Here is an 18,520-nt window from a genome sequence, read left to right as displayed (position 1 = left end):
TTACTGTATGCATATACAGTAATGCTGGCGCGACCAAAGATCAATCGAAATTTCGGAAAGCATCTCGCAAATTTCGCATCTCGTTCCACTTAAAACAAAATTCGGATTGCTCACGGCGCACAACTTTCATATGTTCCTGTTAAGGGAAACGCTAATGGAATTTTTTATCCGTTACTAGTTGATATAAAAGGAATAATCATGGATAAATCTTCGTCTGACACGCTGGTTCGGGTGCAGAATACACTTTCATCTTTGGGAAATGTTACCCATCGTTCACTGTTTGGCGGCTATAGCCTTGCCATTGATGATGCCGTGTTTGCCATGCTGGCAGGAGGAAAACTATACCTGCGCGCCAGCAATGAGAGTCGTGACTACCAGCACGCCCACAATCCGCCGATGCTGGTCTGTACCCGACGCGGTCGTCATATCAGCCTCAATTATTATCTTGTAGATGAGACGCTCTGGAATTCACCAGCCTTGCTGCGCGATCACGCACGAATGGCGCTGGCCTGCGCGCAGGCGGAAAAAAACGAGCGTGCCCGCGAGCGGCGGGTCAAAGATCTGCCCAATCTCAATGTTCAGCTGGAAGTCTCATTGTGGGAAGCGGGAATACGCGATGTGGAAACGCTCTGCGCATACGGTGCGAAAGAGTGCTGGCTTAAGCTGCGCAAAGCCCGGAAAAATCTCAGTCTGCAAGTATTATATGCGCTTCAGGGTGCCATTATCGGCACCCATGAAGCAGCGTTACCTGTGCACATTCGCGAGGAACTGCTGGAGTGGTTTATGCAGCTTTCGGTGCAAAATCAGTCCTGAATAAGTTGACGCTGCAGTCGACTGATTTCCGGCAAAATAGAGATTAACAACCCGATTTGCTGAAGCACCAGCGGCTCTTTACTCTCCTGGCGCGGCTCTATCTGCTCAATACGCTGCGCCAGTTGCGTTAGTGAGTTTTCTACTCGCGCTTCATCGGCAGGCTGATGATGGAGCGCGTCATCCACATAACAGACGGCGTCGTCGAGCAGAGAAAGGATCTCCTGGCGCGTCAGTTTTTCGCGGTGAGCACCCAGAGCTGAAATATAGCTGGTCAGCGTGTGGTTAAGGCACAGAAAGCGGAAAGCGAGTTCGCGCATCTGCGCGCTGACGCGAGGCTCACTGGACATGTTCGACACCACCGAGGCCAGCTCCGCATCGCTGTTATGCGCGTCGCGACGCGCGATGCGATAGGCGAGACGGTTATCGCGCCCCTGATGGTACTGCTCAAGGATGGCATCCAGATAGCGACAGTTGGCGTTAAGCGCGCGCTCCAGCACCACCGGCAACCGGCGAAAACGCCAGTCGGGCCAGATAAAGCTAACGGCACACCACGCGATAGCGCAGCCGATTATCGTATCCACCACGCGCGGCAGCGCGACTTCAAACCCTTCTCCCAGCAGGTTAAAGCACAGCAAGACCAGCAGCGTGATAAACAGCGTGGCGTGCGCGTATTGCACTGTGCGGAACACAAAAAACAGCACGCCGGTAATCACGATGAGTACCAGTTGGCCTTCCAGCGAAGGTACGAAATAAAGTACCGGAATACCGACCGCCACGCCCGCCAGGGTGCCGATAATGCGCAGCGTCAGGCGATGTCGCGTGGCGTTGTAGTTTGGCTGGCACACAAACAGGCTGGTCAGCAAAATCCAGTAGCCGTGGTTCAGCCCGGTGAACTGAATAAAGGCGTAGCCCACGCACAGCACAACGGACATCCGCACCGCATGGCGGAACAGCGCGGACTGCGGCGTCAGATTGCGGGTCAGGCGAAACCACACATCGCTAAAGCCGTTCAGGCTATCATCGGCAAGGCTGTGCTCGCTCTCGCTGGCATCTGCCTGTGTAAATGGCTGTTCTGATTCGATCGTCGCGAGCTGAGCGTCGATAGCCTTAAGATTCGCGACCAGAAAGCGCACGGCTTTAATTTCTGATGCCGAGCCACCGGCCGCGGCGGTGCGATCGAGTGCGGCGTCAAGGTGCGTAAACGCGCGCTCAAAACGCGGGTCATGCTGATAGGGCGTACGAAGCAGCACAGAGCGCGCGAGCTGCTGACACGCCTGCGATTGCATCGAAAGCAGCCGCTGGAAGCGGAACATCACGTCACTGTAGCGGAAGGTGTCGCGCAGCGTCTGATACTGGATATGCGACGAACTGGCGCGCTCGTGAATATCCTGCGCGACAAAATAGTAGTGCAGTGTACGGCGTGTGCTGCGCTGACCGCGGTCGCCGCGCAGGCGGGTGAGCAGCGAGGCTTTGGTCTGGTTTAGCGTGGCGACCAGCTGGCTGTTCGCCATCGCCAGTTCCATCATCGGCACCTGGTTTTCGTCTTCGATATCCGGGTCAAAAAAACGTGATTTAATTTCCAGATAGTGCGCCAGCTGTTCATAACAGCGGGCGAGATTTTCCTGAAGTGGGCGCACCGGAAAGAGCAAATGCCCGGCCAGCGTCAGCAGGTTGTACCAGACCGCGCCCGCGAGCAGCAGCAGCGGCTGCTGATACCAGTGCTCATAGAGTGAAACCCCGAGCATCGTATAGATGGCGATAAGCAACGCGCCGAAGGCGATAGTCGCGTAGCGTTGTCCGAGGCCGCCAAGCAAAATAAAACCGATGGTCGAGACCGTCAGGCCAGCAGCGAACAGCCACGGCCACGGAAACAGCAGTTCCACCGAGGCAGAGGCGATAAAAAAGCTAACCAGCGTAATCAGCAGATTGCGCAGGCGGCCCGTCAGGCGGTCGTCAAGATCGGTGAGTGCTGCGGCCACAACGCCAAGCGTCAGCGGAATAGTCAGCTTCGCCTCGCCAAGCCACCAGGGCAGCGCCGCCGTCCCGCACAGCGCGATAAAAATGCGCACGTTAGTGAGCCACGCGCTGTTCCAGGCGTGGCGGTGAAGCAGAGGATTGAGCATCATGAGCGCATCCGTTTTTACTGGAAACGGCGGCGGGCATTGGATTCGCGGGCCGCCTGCGCGGTTTCCACGGAGACGACGCGACGCCCAACCGGCCAGAGCGCAATCGCGGCGATTTTAAAATTCGCGATGCCTACCGGAATGCCGATGATAGTGACACACTGCGCAATGCCGGTCGCGATATGCAGCAGGCACAGCCACCAGCCGAAAAACACCAGCCAGAAAACATTCAGCAGCGTGCCACCGGTGTTCAGCAGGGCGTTTTTGCCCGCCGGGTCAAGTTCATCGACATGCACCGCTTCATTACCGTACGGCAGGAGCGAGAGCTTAGTGATTTCCCAGCAGGAGCGCGTCAGCGGCAGCGTCACGATAAAAATAATGCTGACCAGTGTCGCCACCAGCCAGGAGAACGTGGTGGCGAAGCCGCCCAGAACGAAATTTAGAATATTTAAAACAGTACGCATAAAACCTCAAAAGCGTCGGCAGAGCGCCGGAGTGATAACCACAACAATTGTAACGCGTTTTGGGTCTGGAGCGTGATATCGCAGGCGGGTAAACTTAGCCTCATAACACTATTGACTGGCAGCCTCATGGAACTGAAAGCAACCTCTCTGGGTAAACGTCTGGCGCAGCACCCCTATGATCGCGCAGAAATTCTCACCGCCGGAGTGAAAGTCTCCGGGGATAAGCATGAATATCTGATCCCGTTTAATCAGTTGCTGGGCATTGAATGCCGTCGGGGGCTTGTCTGGGGAGAGCTGGAGTTTACGCTGCCGGATAACAAAGTCGTTCGTCTGCACGGCACCGAATGGGCGGAAACCCAGCGCTTTTACCATCATCTGATGGCGCTCTGGCAGCAGTGGAGCCAGGAGATGAGTGAGGTGGCGGCAGGGGTGCTGAATGCCTGGGGGGAGAAACTGCGCAGCAGCGAAGCCCAGGAAAAGTGGCTTAAGCGTGAAGAGGGCGAGGCGCTGTGTCACGCGCTGCGCCGGGCGTTGCAGGCGCTGCCGATGCCGACATCGCGCCTTGAGGCGTTCGATAACTGCCGCGACGCCTGGCGCGAATGTCAGGCCTGGCTTGCCGACAGCGAGGCGAAGCGTCTTTTGCATAATCAGGCCTATACCGATGCGATGCTGACGCGCTACGCCGATTTCTTCTCGCAGATTGAAAGCTCGCCGCTGAATCCGTCGCAGGCGCGGGCTGTCGTCAACGGCGAAAGCTCGCTGCTGGTACTGGCAGGCGCCGGGAGCGGCAAAACCTCCGTGCTGGTGGCGCGCGCAGGCTGGCTTATTGAGCGTGGCGAGGCGACGGCGGAGCAGATCCTGCTGCTGGCGTTTGGGCGTCAGGCTGCCAAAGAAATGGAAGAGCGGCTTCAGGCGCGTCTGCATACGGATGCCATCACCGCACGCACGTTTCATGCGCTGACCTTGCAGATTATCGGCCAGGGCGGGCGGAAAACCCCGCGCGTCAGCGAGCTGGAAAACGATACCGCGGCGCGTCATGAACTCTTACTGAACGCCTGGCGGGAACAGTGCCGCGAGAAAAAAGCGCAGGCGAAGGGGTGGCGTCAGTGGCTTACCGACGAGCTGGAGTGGGACGTTGAGGACGGCGATTTCTGGGAGGACGAGACGCTGGGCAAACGGCTGGCGAGCCGTCTCGACCGCTGGCTGGGGCTGATGCGCATGCATGGCGGCTCGCAGGCCGAGATGATAGCCGCCGCGCCCGAAGAGGTGCGCGATCTGTTCCAGAAGCGCGTTAAGCTGATGGCGCCGCTGCTGAAAGCCTGGAAAGCCGCGCTGAAAGCCGAAGAGGCCGTCGATTTCTCCGGGCTTATCCATCAGGCGATTAACGTGCTTGAAAAAGGCCGGTTTGTTAGTCCGTGGAAGCATATCCTTGTGGACGAGTTTCAGGATATCTCGCCGCAGCGCGCGGCCCTGCTGGCTGCTCTGCGGCGTCAGAACTCCGCCACCAGCCTGTTTGCGGTGGGCGACGACTGGCAGGCTATCTACCGCTTTAGCGGCGCGCAGCTTTCGCTAACGACGGGGTTTGAGGCGCACTTTGGCCGGGGCGACCAGTGCGCGCTGGATACCACCTACCGTTTTAACGGGCGCATCGGCGATATCGCTAATCGCTTCATTCAACAAAACCCGTACCAGCGTGAAAAACCGCTCAACAGTCTGCGCGCGGGCGACAAGAACGCCGTGACGCTGCTTGCGCAGGAGCAACTGGAGGCGCTGCTTGATAAGATGAGCGGTTACGTGCGCCCTGACGAGCGCATTCTGGTGCTGGCGCGCTACCACCATCTGCGCCCGGCGGCGCTGGAAATGGCCGCGACCCGCTGGCCGAAGCTGCAACTGGAATTTATGACGATTCACGCCAGCAAAGGGCAGCAGGCGGATTATGTGATTATTCTCGGGCTGAACGAGGGGCGGGAAGGCTTTCCGGCGCCAGCGCGGGAATCCATCATGGAACAGGCGCTGTTGCCGCCACCGGAGGATTTCCCGGATGCCGAAGAGCGGCGTCTGCTCTATGTGGCGCTGACCCGCGCGCGGCACCGGGTCTGGCTGCTGTATGACAAAGCGGCGCCGTCGGTGTTTGTCGAAGCGCTGACGCGTCTCGGCGTGCCGACGGCCCGTAAGCCGTAACTTATTTCAGGCGTTCGGCGAGATAGCGCGGATAGTCGGGGATTAACACATCCAGCGTGTCGCTAAAGGTCGGCGACTGGATAATAAAATCCGCGGTTGAGAGATTGGTCGCCACCGGGATGTTCCAGACGGTGGCAAGGCGCAGCAGCGCTTTAACGTCGGGATCGTGCGGCACGGCGTTGAGCGGATCCCAGAAGAAAATCAGCACGTCGATTTTGCCTTCGGCGATCATCGCGCCCACCTGCTGATCGCCGCCCATCGGGCCGCTCAGCATGGCGTTGACGTTAAGACCGGTCGCGCGTTGTACCAGATTGCCTGTGGTGCCGGTTGCATACAGCGTATGGTTTGCCAGCAACGCTTTATGGCGCTCCACCCATTTCATCAGCATCGATTTGCAGTGGTCATGCGCCACCAGGGCGATTTTCTTTTGGGCTGGCAGGGTTCGGGTTGTCAGTTCCATATTATTTTCCGGATTACATAACTGCCTACAGATTACTGGAAGTGATGGCGGCTGCAAGCGAAGCCGGTAAAAACTGTGTGCGTTTCTGCCTACCGCCGTCGCATGGTGCGCCCGACGCCTTTGGCATACACTGAAAGGACTGAGCTAACGGGGAGGTAAAATGAAAGATTCTGATATCGCAGAGATTTTGCAGAACACCAAAACGATCGCGCTGGTGGGGGCGAGCGATAAGCCGGACCGTCCGAGTTACCGCGTCATGGCGTATCTTCTGGATAAAGGCTATCACGTGATCCCCGTTTCGCCGAAAGTGGCAGGCAAAACGCTGCTCGGCCAGCAGGGATACGCCACGCTTGCTGACGTGCCGGAAAAAGTCGATATGGTGGATGTTTTCCGCAACTCCGAGGCCGCGTGGGGTGTTGCGCAGGAGGCGATTGCGATCGGCGCAAAAACGCTCTGGATGCAGCTTGGCGTCATCAACGAAGAGGCGGCCGTACTGGCGCGCGATGCGGGGCTTAAAGTGGTGATGGACCGCTGCCCGGCGATTGAAATTCCGCGTCTCGGTCTTTGACAGTAATAAAAAACCCGGCGTTGCCGGGTTTTTTTAGTTGCGCAGACGGGGTGCCTGGAGCTGCTGGCGAATGGATCGCGCCAGTTCATCCATAGAGGGTTGCTCCGGATGTTCCTCCTGCATTTCGCCACTGAGCTGGGCTTCTGCAAGATAGGTGTGCACGGGCTGGCCGTCGTCGTCTTCCATCACGACGTGATACCACGGCGCGGCGCGCAGCTCGGCGTTTACCGCCAGTTCATCGACTTCAGGTTCATCAAGCGAGTATTCAGGGTCGATATCCACCACAACCCCTAAATACCCTAAAAGAGAATGACGAACCTGCTGGCCGATACCAAATTTGCTGGCAATCATTGTCACCTCCCGGGAAACGTTCATACCCTGTATATAAGGGCGGAGCATTCCTTTTCAAGCTACATGACGCGACAGGCAAACCCTTTCAGATAAAGACCTTCCGGGTAGCTCGCGATCACAGGGTGATCGGCGGCCTGACGGAACTGCTCTATAAATTGTACATCACGCCCCGCATCTGTTGCGGCGTCAGCAACAATTTTCTGGAATAAATCGGTGGTCATTAGCCCGGAGCAGGAGAACGTCAGCAAAATGCCGCCAGGGTTAAGCAACTGGATCGCCAGCATATTAATGTCTTTGTAACCGCGGCATGCGCCCTGAAGCTGGCTCTTGTTCTCAACGAATTTCGGCGGGTCCATTACGATGACGTCAAACGTCTCGCCCTGGTCGCGGTATTTACGTAAAAGCTTAAAGACGTCGTCGCGCACGAACTCTGCTTTGCTGAGATCAAGCTTGTTGAGCTCAACGTTTTGCTTCGCCACATCCAGCGCGTCCTGCGACGTATCGACGCTGATAACCTGACGGCAGCCGCCCATCAGCGCAGAAACGGCAAAACCGCCGGTGTAGGAGAAGCAGTTCAGCACGCGTTTATCTTCCACATAACGGCGCGTGGCGAAACGGCTGTCGCGCTGATCCAGGTAATAACCCGTTTTATGGCCGCCTTTTATATCCACCAGCAGCTTCATGCCGTGCTCTTCAATCGCGAGCAGATCCGGCGGCAGCTCGCCGCTGACCGGCCCCTGAGCAAGTTCCATGCCTTCTTTTTTACGCACCGCGACGTCGGAGCGGTCATAGATGGCGCATTCCGGATAGAGCGCCTGCAGGGCCGACACCAGCGCCGGGCGCTGATATTCCGCGCCCGCCGAGAGCAGTTGCAGCACCAGGAAGTTGCCGAAGCGGTCAATCGTCACGCCCGGCAGGCCGTCCGATTCGCCGGCGATAAGACGGTAGCTGTCAAGCCCGTCCTTTTTCGCCAGCCAGTCGCGCCACTGCTGCGCCTGTTGCAGGCGGCGAGTAAAAAAGGCGATATCAATGGTTTCATTCGGATCAAACGTCCAGACGCGCGCTCGGATCTGCGAGGCGGGGGAGAGGGCGGCGCGTGCTAACCATTTTCCCTGATGGTCGACGATGTCGATGGTTTCACCCGGTGCGGCTTTACCTTCCATGCGCGCGACGGCACCGGAAAAGACCCAGGGATGGCGGCGCAGGAGAGATTTCTCGCGCCCTTTGGCTAACACTAAACGTACGCTCATAATTTGCTATTCTGTGATTCAAAGAAAATGGGCGCCATTCTCCCGACTTCAGCCGGGAAATGCAACGCTACCGCAAAGGAGAACCGCTATGGCACAACAATGCACAATGGCCTGGGTACATGGCCGGGTACAGGGCGTCGGGTTTCGCTACACCACGCAGCATGAAGCGACGCGGCTGGGTCTGACCGGCTATGCGCGTAATCTGGACGACGGCAGCGTGGAGGTGCTGGCCTGCGGCGAGGCCGAGCAGGTGGAGAAGTTAATCGCCTGGCTGAAAGCGGGCGGGCCGCGCAGCGCCCATGTGGAAAAGGTGCTGACCGAGCCGCATTCGCCCACTGAAGATTACCAGGATTTCCGTATTCGCTATTAAATGCACTTCACGGGTTTCGGCAGACCCGCGATTTTAGTGGCTTGTTTCGCCGGGCCTTTCGGGAAGAGGCGATAGAGATAACGGCTGTTGCCTTTCTCTTCGCCAAATTTCGACGCCATCGCTTTGACCAGCATGCGAATAGCCGGCGATGTATTAAATTCGATATAAAACTCGCGCACGAAGCGCACCACTTCCCAGTGCTCTGGCGTGAGCGTGATGCCTTCTTTTTCGGCAATCACTTCCGCCAGGCCGTCGCTCCAGGCGTCGAAGACTTTCAGATAGCCCTCGGCGTCGGTTTCAAACTCTTTACCTTCAAACGTTAACATACGCATTTTTGCCCTGATTCACACAGCGCGCAGTGTAGCAAATTCCCGCCGCCAGAAAAAACAAAGCCCCGCACGGGGCGGGGCTTAAGCGCAGTTTCGGTTAACCGTTAGTCGCGGCTCGCGAAGCCCAGAATGCTCAGCAGGCTCACGAAGATGTTGTAGAGCGACACATACAGGCTGACGGTCGCGCGAATGTAGTTGGTTTCGCCGCCGTGGATGATATTGCTGGTTTCAAACAGGATGGCGCCCGAAGAGAGCAGAATAAACACGGCGCTAATCGCCAGGTGCAGCGCAGGAAGCTGCAGGAAGATGTTCGCCACCATGCCGATCAGCACAACCACCACGCCCGCCATCAGCATACCGCCCAGGAAGGACATATCTTTACGGGTGGTCAACACGTAGGCGGAGCAGCAGAAGAACACCAGCGCGGTACCGCCAAGCGCGAGTGCGATGACATCGCCCATACCGGCAGACAGATAGGCATTCAGCATCGGCCCCAGAATGTAGCCCAGAAAGCCGGTGAAGGCGAACGCTGCCAGGATGCCGCTCGGTTTATCGGCCAGGCGGTAGGTCAGGAACATCAGGCCGTACATACCGACCAGCGTCAGAATCAAACCCGGCGATGGCAGTGCGAATACGGTACTGGCGGTCGCGGTGATCGCGGAAAACGCCAGCGTCAGGCTCAGCATAAAATAGGTGTTACGCAGAACCTTATGGGTGCTAAGCAGCGACTGTCTGTCGCGCGCAGAGGTAATTAAGCGATCCATGAGTAGTCTCTCATTACAGGTGTTTAGTTTCCGAGCATAGAAGGTAGCACGCAACGGGAAAAGCCCTTTTACCCATCTTTACGCTGCTTTATTTCTCTAAAAACAAGGACTCAGAAAAGGCGTTTATATCATAAAAACCGGGCTGCCCCGACGCGCTTTCAGATCCCCCTCTTATATATGACGTAAAACCGTTGCATGAAACCCGGCGCGCGACTATCAGTGTTAACGACACATCACAACAACACACAAGGCGTGGAAAATGAAAGTGAATCATAAGGCTCTGACTTTTTCTCTCATCGCCGCCGTCATTTCCGGCGCATGCGCGACGGCGTATGCGGCGCAGGTGCCGGCAGGCGTTGAGCTGGCGGCAAAACAGGAACTGGTGCGCAACAACGGCAGCGAGCCTGCCTCGCTCGATCCGCATAAAGTGGAGAGCGACGTTGAATTCAACATCATCAGCGACGTTTTTGAAGGGCTGGTGGCGGTGCGTAAAGATGGCTCGATTGAACCGCGGCTCGCAGAAAGCTGGGAAAATAAAGACAACACCGTCTGGACGTTTCATCTGCGCAAGGGTGTGACCTGGTCTGACGGCGAGCCTATCACGGCGGAAGATGTGGTCTGGAGCTGGCGGCGTCTGGTCGACCCGAAAACCGTCTCTCCTTATGCCAGCTTTCCGGGCAACATGAATATTGAAAACGCTGCTGACATCGCCAACGGCAAAAAGCCGACCGACACGCTGGGCGTGAAGGCGCTGGATGACAATACCATTCAGGTGACGCTGACGCAGCCCACCGCGGCGTTCCTGTCGATGCTGGCGCACCCGTCGCTGGTGCCCATCGATAAAACCGCCGTTGAGCGTTTCGGCGATAAATGGGCGCGCCCGGAGCATTTCGTCTGCAGCGGGGCGTATAAGGTCACCGACTGGGTGGTAAATGAAAAGATCGTGGCCGAGCGTAATAAACGCTACTGGAACGACAAAGAGACCGTCATTAATAAAGTGACTTATCTGCCGATCGCCGCTGAAACAGCGGATCTGAATCGCTATAAAGCGGGCGAAATTGACATCACCAGTACCGTGCCGCTCAATCAATTCGCGCAGTTGAAAAAAACGCTGCCCGATCAGGTTAATGTCTCCCCACTGCTGGCAACATATTACTACGAATTTAACACCAGCAAACCGCCGTTTAACGATCCGCGCGTGCGCCGCGCGCTCAACATGGCGCTCGACAAAGACATCATCGCCCAAAAAGTGCTGGCGCAGGGGCAGCGTCCGGCGTGGGTGGTCAGCCAGCCTGAAATTGGCGGCGTGAAAATTGCGCCGCCGGAGTACGCCAGCTGGCCGCTGGAAAAACGCGTCAGCGAGGCGAAAAAACTGCTGGAGGAGGCAGGCTTCAATGCGCAGCATCCGCTCACGTTTAATCTGCTTTATAACACTTTGGAATCGCACCAGCGCATCGCCATCGCGGCAAGCTCCATGTGGCAGAAAAATCTCGGCGTGGTGGTAAAGCTTCAAAACCAGGAGTGGAAAACCATGCTGGATAGCAAACACACCGGCAATTTTGACGTGGTGCGCTACGCCTGGAACGCCGATTACGACGACGCCTCGACCTTTCTGAATAACTACCGCACCGGCGACAGCCAGAACACCTCGCGCTATACCAATAAAGCGTATGACGAGGTCCTGACGAACGCTTCAAAAGCCGCTGATGCCACCGAACGCGGGAAATATTATCAGCAGGCGGAAACGATCCTGGCTCAGGATGTGCCTGCGATTCCGGTCTATCACTACGTGCGTACCCATATGGTGAAACCCTGGGTTGGCGGTTTTTACTCCAATAACCTGGGCTTCTACTACACAAAAGATATGTACATCAAAAAACATTAACCGGAGCGCGACGCCGTTATTGCCCGTAATGCTGCTGTATTTGTGATCGTTGTGCCGGTATTTCAGTCAATTAGCGCGCTTTTGGCTGTTTTTAAGGCAATCGAACACGTTCGGGCTTTACACGGCGCAGGGGGATGTTTATAGTTCGCGTCATTGCGGAAGTGTGGCCGAGCGGTTGAAGGCACCGGTCTTGAAAACCGGCGACCCGAAAGGGTTCCAGAGTTCGAATCTCTGCGCTTCCGCCAACCAATTTAAGGGGATGCCGAAAGGCGTCCCCTTTTTCGTTTTACCTCTCATGCGCCATCAGTCTTTCCTTAAACGCTTGCAGTAAGTTTGTTACTGAAGGCAACATTCCTGTGGCATGCAGCCAGCGCCTCGCCGCTGAACACCTCTCCTGATGCGTAAACTCTGTTTACATCTGCCCGTTGCCCATTGCTTGTGAATGTCTCTTGCGTGCGTAGCATCTGCGCTTTAACCCGCTGTTAAATAAATGCTTCCCGTCTTGTGGCGGAGCTGGCGGTTTCGTTTCAGGGAGAGAAACAATGGCATCGCTGCAGACAGTGCTGGAAAGTTGTCAAGCGCAGACAGATGAGCTGGCCGCCCAGGCGCAGGCGCGTCTCGCGCTCTGGGAAAAATGGCTTCAACCCATCATCGCCACGGCCCCCACCGGGGACGATCCGGGGTATGACGACGATTTCCAGCAGATCCGCGAGGAGGTGAATAAGCTTTCCGGTGCCGATCTCACGCTTATCGGCGAGCTGGCAGAAAAAGTGCTGACCACGGCATCGAAAGATATTCGTGTCGCCACCTATTATGCATGGTCGCGGCTGCACCAGGAGGGCGAGGCTGGTTTTGCCGAAGGGCTGGAACTGCTCGCCGCGCTGCTTGCGCGTTTTGGCACGGCGCTGCACCCGCAGCGCGCGCGCAGCCGTCAGGCGGCGCTGGAGTGGCTTGCGGGCTCGCGCGTGCTCGACAGCCTGTCGCTTTACCCGGAAGTGACGCGCGATGACGCCCGGCGCACCGCGGGCGCGCTGATGCTGATTGAGCAGGCGCTGGCGCAGGAGGAGCCTTCCGCGCGCCCGTCATTAAGCGCGCTTTACGGCACGCTGGAAGCGCGGCTGATGAAAGCGGGCGGCGTGGATGCGGTGGTGCCGCAAACCACCAGCGACAGCAACGCGTCGCAGCCCACGGCTGCGCCTATTATCAGCGCAATTACGTCCGGGCGCGATCTGCTGGATCAGGCCCGTCAGCTTGCCGACTACCTGCGTAATCAGCCTGACGGCTGGCTTGCCGCCCACCGCATGATGAAAAGCCTGCGTCACGACACCCTTCACCAGTTGCCGCCACTCGCAGGCGACGGACGCACCCGCATAGAACCCCCGAAGGCCGACCAGCGCGCATTGTTGAAAAGGCTCTGGCTTCAGCAGAGCTGGCTTGAGCTGCTGGAGCAGGCCGACAGCCTCTTTGCGCGCGGTGCCAGCCATCTGTGGCTCGATTTGCAGTGGTATCTTCACGAAGCGCTGCAGAGGTCTGGTAAGGAGACGCTGGCAGGTATCATTCGCGCTGATCTGAACGGGCTGTTAAACCGGCTGCCCGGCCTTGAGACGCTGGCGTTTAGCGACGGCACGCCGTTTGCCGATGAGGTAACGCAACACTGGATCGCGCAGCAGGTGCGCGAGAATACCTCCGGCCCTGACGCAGCGCACGTTGTGGACGCTGGCAGCGCCGCCGATGACGAGGTACTGCAACTGGAGCCGGAAGCCGTCGCGCTCGCCGACAGCGACGGTATTGACGCAGCACTCGGCTGGCTACAGACCCGGCCCGCGCTCACCACACCGCGCCAGCGCTGGCTTTTGCGCCTGCTGATGGCGCGTCTGGCGGAGCAATACGGCAAAAACGATCTGGCGCTGCATCTGCTTGCCGCGCTGGACGCGGGCGCGTCGCAAATGACGCTTGCACAATGGGAGCCGGCGCTGCTTTTTGAAGTGGGTGCCAGACGGCTGCGGTTGCTGCGTATGAAAGCCGGGCGTAGCGACGCGGAGAAAGCGCGCCTGCAAACTGATATGGAACAGCTGCTGGCGTCACTTATCGCCATCGATCCGGCGCGCGCCGCCGTGTTGTGCAGCTAAGTCATCACCTTATTCAAGGAAGGAGAAAATGATGCCCGAAACCCCTCTCTCGCCATCGCTCTATGAAATACTCTACGGCAATTTCGAAGGCGGCCTGCCGCTGGATGCCGTCAGCGAAGAAAATCAGGTCATTTTGTCGGTGCTCGATAACATGCAGCGCATTCTCAATACCCGCGCCGGTAGCCTCAAACATCTGCCGGATTACGGCCTGCCGGATCTGACCAAAATTCTTCAGGGGATGCCCGGCACCGCCCATGAACTCATCAGCGCGCTCTCTGCCGTATTGCTGAAATATGAGCCGCGTCTGAAACGGATCAACGTTGTGATGCTCCCGCAATCCCTTCCCGGCGAGCTGCGCTATGCCATCGACGCCGAGCTGAAAGGCGTGGGGCTGGTGCGCTACGGCACGGCGTTTATGCCAGAAGGGCGGGTGCTGATCCGCCACCTCAAACAACAGCAGTTTATGGATAACCGCGCCGCGATCTGAGCGGCCTTCAGGACAGGGATATTATGGACACGTCCACTGAACGTCATCTGAAAACCGGCGGCGATCCGCGCCTGCTGCCGGACTACGCCGCGCTTCGCGAAGAGCTCGGCAAACTCACGCACCCGGCGCGCCCGGATGTCGACTGGCGGCGGGTCGAACAGCTGTCGCTCTCGCTCTTTGAGCGCAATGGCGTCGAGCTGCAAACCGCCGCCTGGTATACGCAGGCGCGTCTGCGCTTGCTGGGGTTGCCCGGCCTTAACGAAGGGCTGGCGATCCTCGAGGCGCTCATCTCGCGCCAGTGGGGCAACCTGTGGCCGCAGCCGGTACACGCGCGAATGGAGATTTTAAGCGGCCTCAGCCAGCGTGTGCAGCAGACGCTGCGCACTTTCTCGTTGCGTTATGCGGATCTCGGCGCGCTCTATCAGGCGGAGCAGCACCTGACACGTATTATCACGGTGCTGGAGCGCCTTGAGCTTAAGCATGTCAGTCAGATGGACGCGCTGCGTCTGCATCTGCAAAACGCAGCGGCGCGGCTGGAAAATGACGCGGGGCAGAGTGAAGTGAAGCTGAAGGAGCGCGCGGTGACGGTTAACGATCCGCAGACGGATGATGATATCCGCCGGGTGTATGTTCCGGCCAGCGTGCCTGCGCCAGACGTGGCATCGGCTCACATGCTAACGCGCCGTAGCCTGAAGCCGTTCATCGCCGGTATGCTCACTATGCTGGTGGCGGGCAGCGCCGTGTTGATGGGCTGGCAGGCGTATCACCGCCCCAATCCAGTGCAGGCGCGGATTGCGGCGTCGCTTCGCGCGTGGCCGCAGATGGCAGACAGTGCCACCATCACACCGGAACAGGCGCGCCAGATTGATCCTGCTCTGGTCCTGACGCAAACGCGCCAGCGTCTGGGGTGGCTGGCAACGCTGCCGCCCGATCGCAATATCCGTTTTGCCTGTGAGCTGGTGCGCCAGGCGGGCCAACTTTTGCCTCAGCACGCCCAGGTACAAACGCTGACCCGCGAATGGCGCCAGCAGATGAGCGCCGCGGCGCTGCCGCTGCAAAATCTGGATGGCTGGCGCCGTGGCATGACGCAGCTTGACGAATTGACCGCGCGGCTCAACGCGCTGGATGAGCGGCGGGGGAAATACCTGACCGGCAGTGAGCTTAAAACGATGGTGTTTAATATTCACCAGGCGTTTGCCGCCATGCCGCCTGCGGAGGAGTTGCTGCGTCAGATGGCAGAGCAGCGCCAGCAGGGCGTTGAGTCTGGTGCGCTGCGTCAGGAAACCGCCACCCGGCTTAATCAGCTTCTCTATCGCTATGTGCTGCTGACACCGCCGTCACCTGATGCCACCACGCCTTAGCGCCCCGTTTTCATTCTCCCTGCAATAGATAAAAAAAATCCTGCCCATCGGGCAGGAAATAACAGTATCAGGGGATTCACATCGAGCATGTATCTCAGGAGTAATGAGTACATGAATCCAGTGTAGCCAGCCTTGAGGCTCCCTCAGTGCATTTGAGAAGATTCTCAATGATACCAGGGCGTTAGCGCCTGACGTACCGCGCTTATCAGACGCTTTTTCCATGGCACCGTCGAGGTGCGGTACTGCAAAAAAAGACTGCCGAGCGCTTTTTCATCGTCGAGCTCCAGAATCGAGAGCTGTGCGTTATCTTTGAGCGTGGCAAACCATGGCCAGGGCACCACCGCCAGTAGCGGCGCTTCGCGCAGCGCGCCGGGAAGCTGGGCGTAATCGGTGCCGATAAACCCCAGCCGCCGCGTCAGGCCACTGCGCGCCAGCTGGCGATCCAGCTCGTTTTCTGGCTGTGGCCATGGGTGGCAATAGGCGTGCGGATAGTCGCACAGCCCCGCGAGCGTCAGGCTGTTTTTCCCGGCAAGCGCAGGGCGAAGCGGCGGGCCATAAAGGATAACCAGCCGCGTCTGCCCGACGCGCTCATAGTGCAGCGCGCTAAGCTGCTTCTGGTGATCGCCCACCGCCAGCAGCAGATCAATCGACCCATCCACCAGCTCGTCGCGCCAGGCGCGCCGCTCGAACGCCACGCACTCGACGCTCGCCTGCGCCTGATGCGCTTTTTGCGCAAGAACAGGGGCGAGCAGCGTATTGAGTGCGGGCGGCACCACCACCCGAAAACGCCGCTCGTGCGGCTGCGGCTCGCCGAACATCTCTTCATTCAGCGAAACGAACAGCGGCACCAGTTTATCGCGCAGCGCCTGCGCAAAAGGCGTCGGATGCTGGCGGTTGCCTTCACGGCGAAACAGCGGATCGCCCAGCGCTTCACGCAGGCGCGAGAGCGCGTGGCTCACGGCCGAAGGCGTAATATTGAGCCGCTGCGCCGTCTCGCCGGTCGTACCCGTCTGTAGCATCACATAGAGCACTTTCAACAGGTTCATATCCAGTTGCAGGATATTCATCAGATGTCATTCCAATTGAGCCGCATTAAAAAGGCGCTGATTATACTGCGTCTCCTTATTCAGGAGATGATAATGAAACCCCGTATCGCACTTTTTTCTTGTCTGATGTCACTGCTCTCTGTACCCGCGCATGCCGCGCTCGATCCTGCCCAGCCGCTCGCCGAGGCACCGCCGTATTCCCTTTTTGAAGCCTGGGCGAAGCCCGTTCAGCCCTTTGCCATCTGGCCTGGCGTCTGGTACGTCGGCACCGAAAACCTCTCGTCGGTGCTGCTTACCACGCCGCAGGGCCACATTCTGATTGACGCGGGCCTTGATGCCAGCGCGCCGCAAATCAGGCGCAACATTGAAGCGCTCGGTTTTCGCATGGCCGATATTCGCTACATCGCGAACAGCCATGCGCGGCTCGATCAGGCGGGCGGCATCGCGAGGCTTAAAGCGTGGAGCGGCGCGCGCGTTATCGCAAGCCACGCCAATGCAGAGCAGATGGCGCGCGGTGGTAAAGAGGATTTCGCGCTGGGCGACGCGCTGCCGTTCCCGCCAGTGTCGGTGGATATGGAAGCGCAGGACGGGCAGCAGTGGCATCTGGGCGGCGTGACGCTTGCGGCCATTTTCACGCCAGGCCATCTTCCGGGAGCGACCTCATGGAAAGTCACACTCGCTGACGGCAAAACGCTTATCTATGCCGACAGCCTCGCGACGCCGGGGTATCCGCTTATCAACAACCGCAACTATCCGACACTGGTGGAAGATATCCGTCGCAGTTTTGCGCGGCTTGAGGCGCAACAGGTGGATATCTTTCTTGCCAACAAAGGCGAGCGTTTTGGCCTGATGGATAAAATGGCGCGCAAGGCGAGGGGAGAGAATAACGCGTTTATCGATAAGGCAGGGCTGGCGCAGTATGTGGCGCAGTCGCGGGCGGCTTTTGAGAAACAGCTGGCAGCGCAGCGCGCGCAGCCATAAAAAGAAGCCCTCTGCGTGCGCAGAGGGCCGAAGCGTCAGACGTTTTTACGTTCGATCGTCTGTTCGCCCCAGAAGAGCGAATCTTTATCGGTTTTCTTAAAGGCGCGAATGAGCACTTCGTCGCTGCCTTCTTCCCAGATTTTCTCGGCCATCACCTCGTCATAATCGGCCACTTCAAAAATCGCTTCGGCGATCTCAGGGGACGTATTACGCAGGCTGGCCCATTCCCCCACGTGATGGGTTTTCGATTCTTGTGTTGGCATGCTTTCCTCCGGTGAAGTGAGTGAGTTAGCCTTTCATTTTGACGGCGAGGCCCGCCACGTATTCGCCCTGATAGCGGGCGATCGCCAGTTCTTCCTGGCTTGGCTGGCGTGAACCGTCGCCGCCTGCGATGGTGGTCGCGCCGTAAGGCGTTCCGCCGCGAACCGTGGAAATATCAAACAGCTCCTGCGCCCCGTAACCGATAGGCACAATGATCATTCCATGATGAGCAAGCGTAGTCCATGTGGAGGAGATCGTGTGCTCCTGACCACCGCCCGTACCGGTTGAGCTAAACACGCTCGCCAGTTTGCCGTACAGCGCGCCGGAGGCCCACAGGCCGCCGGTCTGGTCAAAGAAGGTACGCATCTGGCCAGACATATTGCCGAAACGGGTCGGGGTTCCGACGATAATCGCGTCGTAATCGGCGAGCTCCTGCGGCGTGGCGACCGGCGCATTTTGCGTTTTCCCGCCCGCTTTCGCGAAGGCTTCCGCCTGCATAGTTTCCGGCACGCGCTTAATCGTCACTTCCGCGCCCTGAACCTTTTCGACGCCTTCCGCCACTGCGTGCGCCAGCGTTTCGACATGCCCATACATGGAATAATAAAGCACCAGAACTTTCGCCATCAGCCTTGCTCCTGTATCAGTGGTTGCCACAGCCGTTATCGCTGCGCTCATCTATAAAGCATATGCCCCTGAT

19 protein-coding genes and 1 tRNA gene are annotated in these 18,520 nt (G+C 58.2%); 10 read left to right on the top strand and 10 right to left on the bottom strand.

Annotated features, from left to right (window positions below; all coding sequences use genetic code 11):
• Positions 1–198: 198 nt before the first annotated feature.
• The gene (locus G6041_RS08125; protein ID WP_054628763.1) at positions 199–813 is read left to right on the top strand and encodes a TfoX/Sxy family DNA transformation protein; all 615 of its coding nucleotides are present in this window, start codon (positions 199–201) and stop codon (positions 811–813) included.
• Here the strand turns inward: G6041_RS08125 and yccS are convergent.
• Both yccS and G6041_RS08115 read right to left on the bottom strand, forming a co-directional pair.
• The gene (gene yccS, locus G6041_RS08120) at positions 804–2,939 is read right to left on the bottom strand and encodes a YccS family putative transporter (protein WP_012125184.1); all 2,136 of its coding nucleotides are present in this window, start codon (positions 2,937–2,939) and stop codon (positions 804–806) included. The genes G6041_RS08125 and yccS overlap by 10 nt on opposite strands.
• Before the next feature lie 14 nt (positions 2,940–2,953).
• Positions 2,954–3,400, bottom strand: a complete 447-nt coding sequence (locus G6041_RS08115) for a YccF domain-containing protein (RefSeq protein ID WP_012125183.1) — start codon at positions 3,398–3,400, stop codon at positions 2,954–2,956.
• 126 nt (positions 3,401–3,526) lie between these two features.
• Here G6041_RS08115 and helD point away from each other — a divergent pair, with 126 nt between their 5' ends.
• On the top strand, positions 3,527–5,581 hold the full coding sequence (gene helD / locus G6041_RS08110; RefSeq protein ID WP_012125182.1) for a DNA helicase IV: 2,055 nt from the start codon (positions 3,527–3,529) through the stop codon (positions 5,579–5,581).
• Position 5,582: 1 nt separating this feature from the next.
• On the opposite strand, the gene mgsA is transcribed toward helD, so the two are convergent.
• The gene (gene mgsA, locus G6041_RS08105; protein WP_007707605.1) at positions 5,583–6,041 is read right to left on the bottom strand and encodes a methylglyoxal synthase; all 459 of its coding nucleotides are present in this window, start codon (positions 6,039–6,041) and stop codon (positions 5,583–5,585) included.
• A 160-nt stretch (positions 6,042–6,201) separates the two neighbouring features.
• Here mgsA and G6041_RS08100 point away from each other — a divergent pair, with 160 nt between their 5' ends.
• The gene (locus tag G6041_RS08100) at positions 6,202–6,609 is read left to right on the top strand and encodes a CoA-binding protein (protein WP_012125181.1); all 408 of its coding nucleotides are present in this window, start codon (positions 6,202–6,204) and stop codon (positions 6,607–6,609) included.
• Between the two features lie 33 nt (positions 6,610–6,642).
• Here G6041_RS08100 and hspQ read toward each other — a convergent pair whose 3' ends face one another.
• Positions 6,643–6,960, bottom strand: a complete 318-nt coding sequence (hspQ, locus tag G6041_RS08095; RefSeq protein WP_004385415.1) for a heat shock protein HspQ — start codon at positions 6,958–6,960, stop codon at positions 6,643–6,645.
• A gap of 59 nt (positions 6,961–7,019) precedes the next feature.
• The gene (gene rlmI / locus G6041_RS08090) at positions 7,020–8,210 is read right to left on the bottom strand and encodes a 23S rRNA (cytosine(1962)-C(5))-methyltransferase RlmI (protein WP_004385414.1); all 1,191 of its coding nucleotides are present in this window, start codon (positions 8,208–8,210) and stop codon (positions 7,020–7,022) included.
• Positions 8,211–8,298: 88 nt separating this feature from the next.
• Between rlmI and yccX the strand changes: the two genes are divergently transcribed.
• Positions 8,299–8,580: an acylphosphatase gene (gene yccX / locus G6041_RS08085; RefSeq protein WP_041460549.1), complete on the top strand. Its 282-nt coding sequence runs from the start codon at positions 8,299–8,301 to the stop codon at positions 8,578–8,580.
• On the opposite strand, the gene tusE is transcribed toward yccX, so the two are convergent.
• A complete protein-coding gene (gene tusE, locus G6041_RS08080; protein ID WP_012125177.1) occupies positions 8,577–8,906 on the bottom strand; it encodes a sulfurtransferase TusE in 330 nt (109 codons plus the stop codon). The genes yccX and tusE overlap by 4 nt on opposite strands.
• A gap of 107 nt (positions 8,907–9,013) precedes the next feature.
• Positions 9,014–9,673: an FtsH protease modulator YccA gene (yccA, locus tag G6041_RS08075; RefSeq protein WP_004385411.1), complete on the bottom strand. Its 660-nt coding sequence runs from the start codon at positions 9,671–9,673 to the stop codon at positions 9,014–9,016.
• A gap of 259 nt (positions 9,674–9,932) precedes the next feature.
• Here yccA and G6041_RS08070 point away from each other — a divergent pair, with 259 nt between their 5' ends.
• The 5 genes from G6041_RS08070 to G6041_RS08050 all read left to right on the top strand — a co-directional run bounded on the left by G6041_RS08070 (position 9,933) and on the right by G6041_RS08050 (position 15,535).
• Positions 9,933–11,558: an ABC transporter substrate-binding protein gene (locus tag G6041_RS08070; protein ID WP_012125176.1), complete on the top strand. Its 1,626-nt coding sequence runs from the start codon at positions 9,933–9,935 to the stop codon at positions 11,556–11,558.
• Positions 11,559–11,715: 157 nt separating this feature from the next.
• A tRNA-Ser gene (locus G6041_RS08065) sits at positions 11,716–11,803 on the top strand.
• Positions 11,804–12,100: 297 nt separating this feature from the next.
• Positions 12,101–13,687, top strand: coding sequence for a type VI secretion system protein TssA (gene tssA / locus G6041_RS08060; protein ID WP_054628762.1), 1,587 nt, complete (start codon positions 12,101–12,103; stop codon positions 13,685–13,687).
• A gap of 31 nt (positions 13,688–13,718) precedes the next feature.
• The gene (tssE, locus tag G6041_RS08055) at positions 13,719–14,174 is read left to right on the top strand and encodes a type VI secretion system baseplate subunit TssE (protein ID WP_041460723.1); all 456 of its coding nucleotides are present in this window, start codon (positions 13,719–13,721) and stop codon (positions 14,172–14,174) included.
• A gap of 23 nt (positions 14,175–14,197) precedes the next feature.
• On the top strand, positions 14,198–15,535 hold the full coding sequence (locus G6041_RS08050) for a VasL domain-containing protein (RefSeq protein ID WP_012125173.1): 1,338 nt from the start codon (positions 14,198–14,200) through the stop codon (positions 15,533–15,535).
• Positions 15,536–15,699: 164 nt separating this feature from the next.
• Here G6041_RS08050 and G6041_RS08045 read toward each other — a convergent pair whose 3' ends face one another.
• Positions 15,700–16,602: a LysR family transcriptional regulator gene (locus tag G6041_RS08045; RefSeq protein ID WP_012125172.1), complete on the bottom strand. Its 903-nt coding sequence runs from the start codon at positions 16,600–16,602 to the stop codon at positions 15,700–15,702.
• Between the two features lie 72 nt (positions 16,603–16,674).
• On the opposite strand from G6041_RS08045, the gene blaCSR reads away from it, so the two are divergent.
• Positions 16,675–17,562 (top strand): CSR family subclass B3 metallo-beta-lactamase-like protein, encoded by an 888-nt coding sequence (blaCSR, locus tag G6041_RS08040; protein ID WP_227003067.1) that lies wholly within the window; start codon positions 16,675–16,677, stop codon positions 17,560–17,562.
• 35 nt (positions 17,563–17,597) lie between these two features.
• Here blaCSR and G6041_RS08035 read toward each other — a convergent pair whose 3' ends face one another.
• Positions 17,598–17,825, bottom strand: coding sequence for a YccJ family protein (locus tag G6041_RS08035; protein ID WP_004385405.1), 228 nt, complete (start codon positions 17,823–17,825; stop codon positions 17,598–17,600).
• A gap of 25 nt (positions 17,826–17,850) precedes the next feature.
• Positions 17,851–18,447, bottom strand: coding sequence for an NAD(P)H:quinone oxidoreductase (gene wrbA / locus G6041_RS08030; RefSeq protein ID WP_004385404.1), 597 nt, complete (start codon positions 18,445–18,447; stop codon positions 17,851–17,853).
• Between the last annotated feature and the right edge of the window lie 73 nt (positions 18,448–18,520).

Source organism: Cronobacter sp. HA18003 (assembly GCF_011605905.1).
Taxonomy (GTDB): domain Bacteria; phylum Pseudomonadota; class Gammaproteobacteria; order Enterobacterales; family Enterobacteriaceae; genus Cronobacter; species Cronobacter sakazakii.
The sequence above is the reverse complement of the archived record's forward strand: the minus strand, read 5'-3'. Positions and strand labels throughout refer to the sequence as shown.

Bases quoted from the DNA above. Each gene is read 5' to 3' on its own strand.
- G6041_RS08125 (WP_054628763.1), top strand. From the start codon at position 199: ATGGATAAATCTTCGTCTGACACGCTGGTTCGGGTGCAGAATACACTT.
- yccS (WP_012125184.1), bottom strand. From the start codon at position 2,939: ATGATGCTCAATCCTCTGCTTCACCGCCACGCCTGGAACAGCGCGTGG.
- G6041_RS08115 (WP_012125183.1), bottom strand. From the start codon at position 3,400: ATGCGTACTGTTTTAAATATTCTAAATTTCGTTCTGGGCGGCTTCGCC.
- helD (WP_012125182.1), top strand. From the start codon at position 3,527: ATGGAACTGAAAGCAACCTCTCTGGGTAAACGTCTGGCGCAGCACCCC.
- mgsA (WP_007707605.1), bottom strand. From the start codon at position 6,041: ATGGAACTGACAACCCGAACCCTGCCAGCCCAAAAGAAAATCGCCCTG.
- G6041_RS08100 (WP_012125181.1), top strand. From the start codon at position 6,202: ATGAAAGATTCTGATATCGCAGAGATTTTGCAGAACACCAAAACGATC.
- hspQ (WP_004385415.1), bottom strand. From the start codon at position 6,960: ATGATTGCCAGCAAATTTGGTATCGGCCAGCAGGTTCGTCATTCTCTT.
- rlmI (WP_004385414.1), bottom strand. From the start codon at position 8,210: ATGAGCGTACGTTTAGTGTTAGCCAAAGGGCGCGAGAAATCTCTCCTG.
- yccX (WP_041460549.1), top strand. From the start codon at position 8,299: ATGGCACAACAATGCACAATGGCCTGGGTACATGGCCGGGTACAGGGC.
- tusE (WP_012125177.1), bottom strand. From the start codon at position 8,906: ATGTTAACGTTTGAAGGTAAAGAGTTTGAAACCGACGCCGAGGGCTAT.
- yccA (WP_004385411.1), bottom strand. From the start codon at position 9,673: ATGGATCGCTTAATTACCTCTGCGCGCGACAGACAGTCGCTGCTTAGC.
- G6041_RS08070 (WP_012125176.1), top strand. From the start codon at position 9,933: ATGAAAGTGAATCATAAGGCTCTGACTTTTTCTCTCATCGCCGCCGTC.
- tssA (WP_054628762.1), top strand. From the start codon at position 12,101: ATGGCATCGCTGCAGACAGTGCTGGAAAGTTGTCAAGCGCAGACAGAT.
- tssE (WP_041460723.1), top strand. From the start codon at position 13,719: ATGCCCGAAACCCCTCTCTCGCCATCGCTCTATGAAATACTCTACGGC.
- G6041_RS08050 (WP_012125173.1), top strand. From the start codon at position 14,198: ATGGACACGTCCACTGAACGTCATCTGAAAACCGGCGGCGATCCGCGC.
- G6041_RS08045 (WP_012125172.1), bottom strand. From the start codon at position 16,602: ATGAATATCCTGCAACTGGATATGAACCTGTTGAAAGTGCTCTATGTG.
- blaCSR (WP_227003067.1), top strand. From the start codon at position 16,675: ATGAAACCCCGTATCGCACTTTTTTCTTGTCTGATGTCACTGCTCTCT.
- G6041_RS08035 (WP_004385405.1), bottom strand. From the start codon at position 17,825: ATGCCAACACAAGAATCGAAAACCCATCACGTGGGGGAATGGGCCAGC.
- wrbA (WP_004385404.1), bottom strand. From the start codon at position 18,447: ATGGCGAAAGTTCTGGTGCTTTATTATTCCATGTATGGGCATGTCGAA.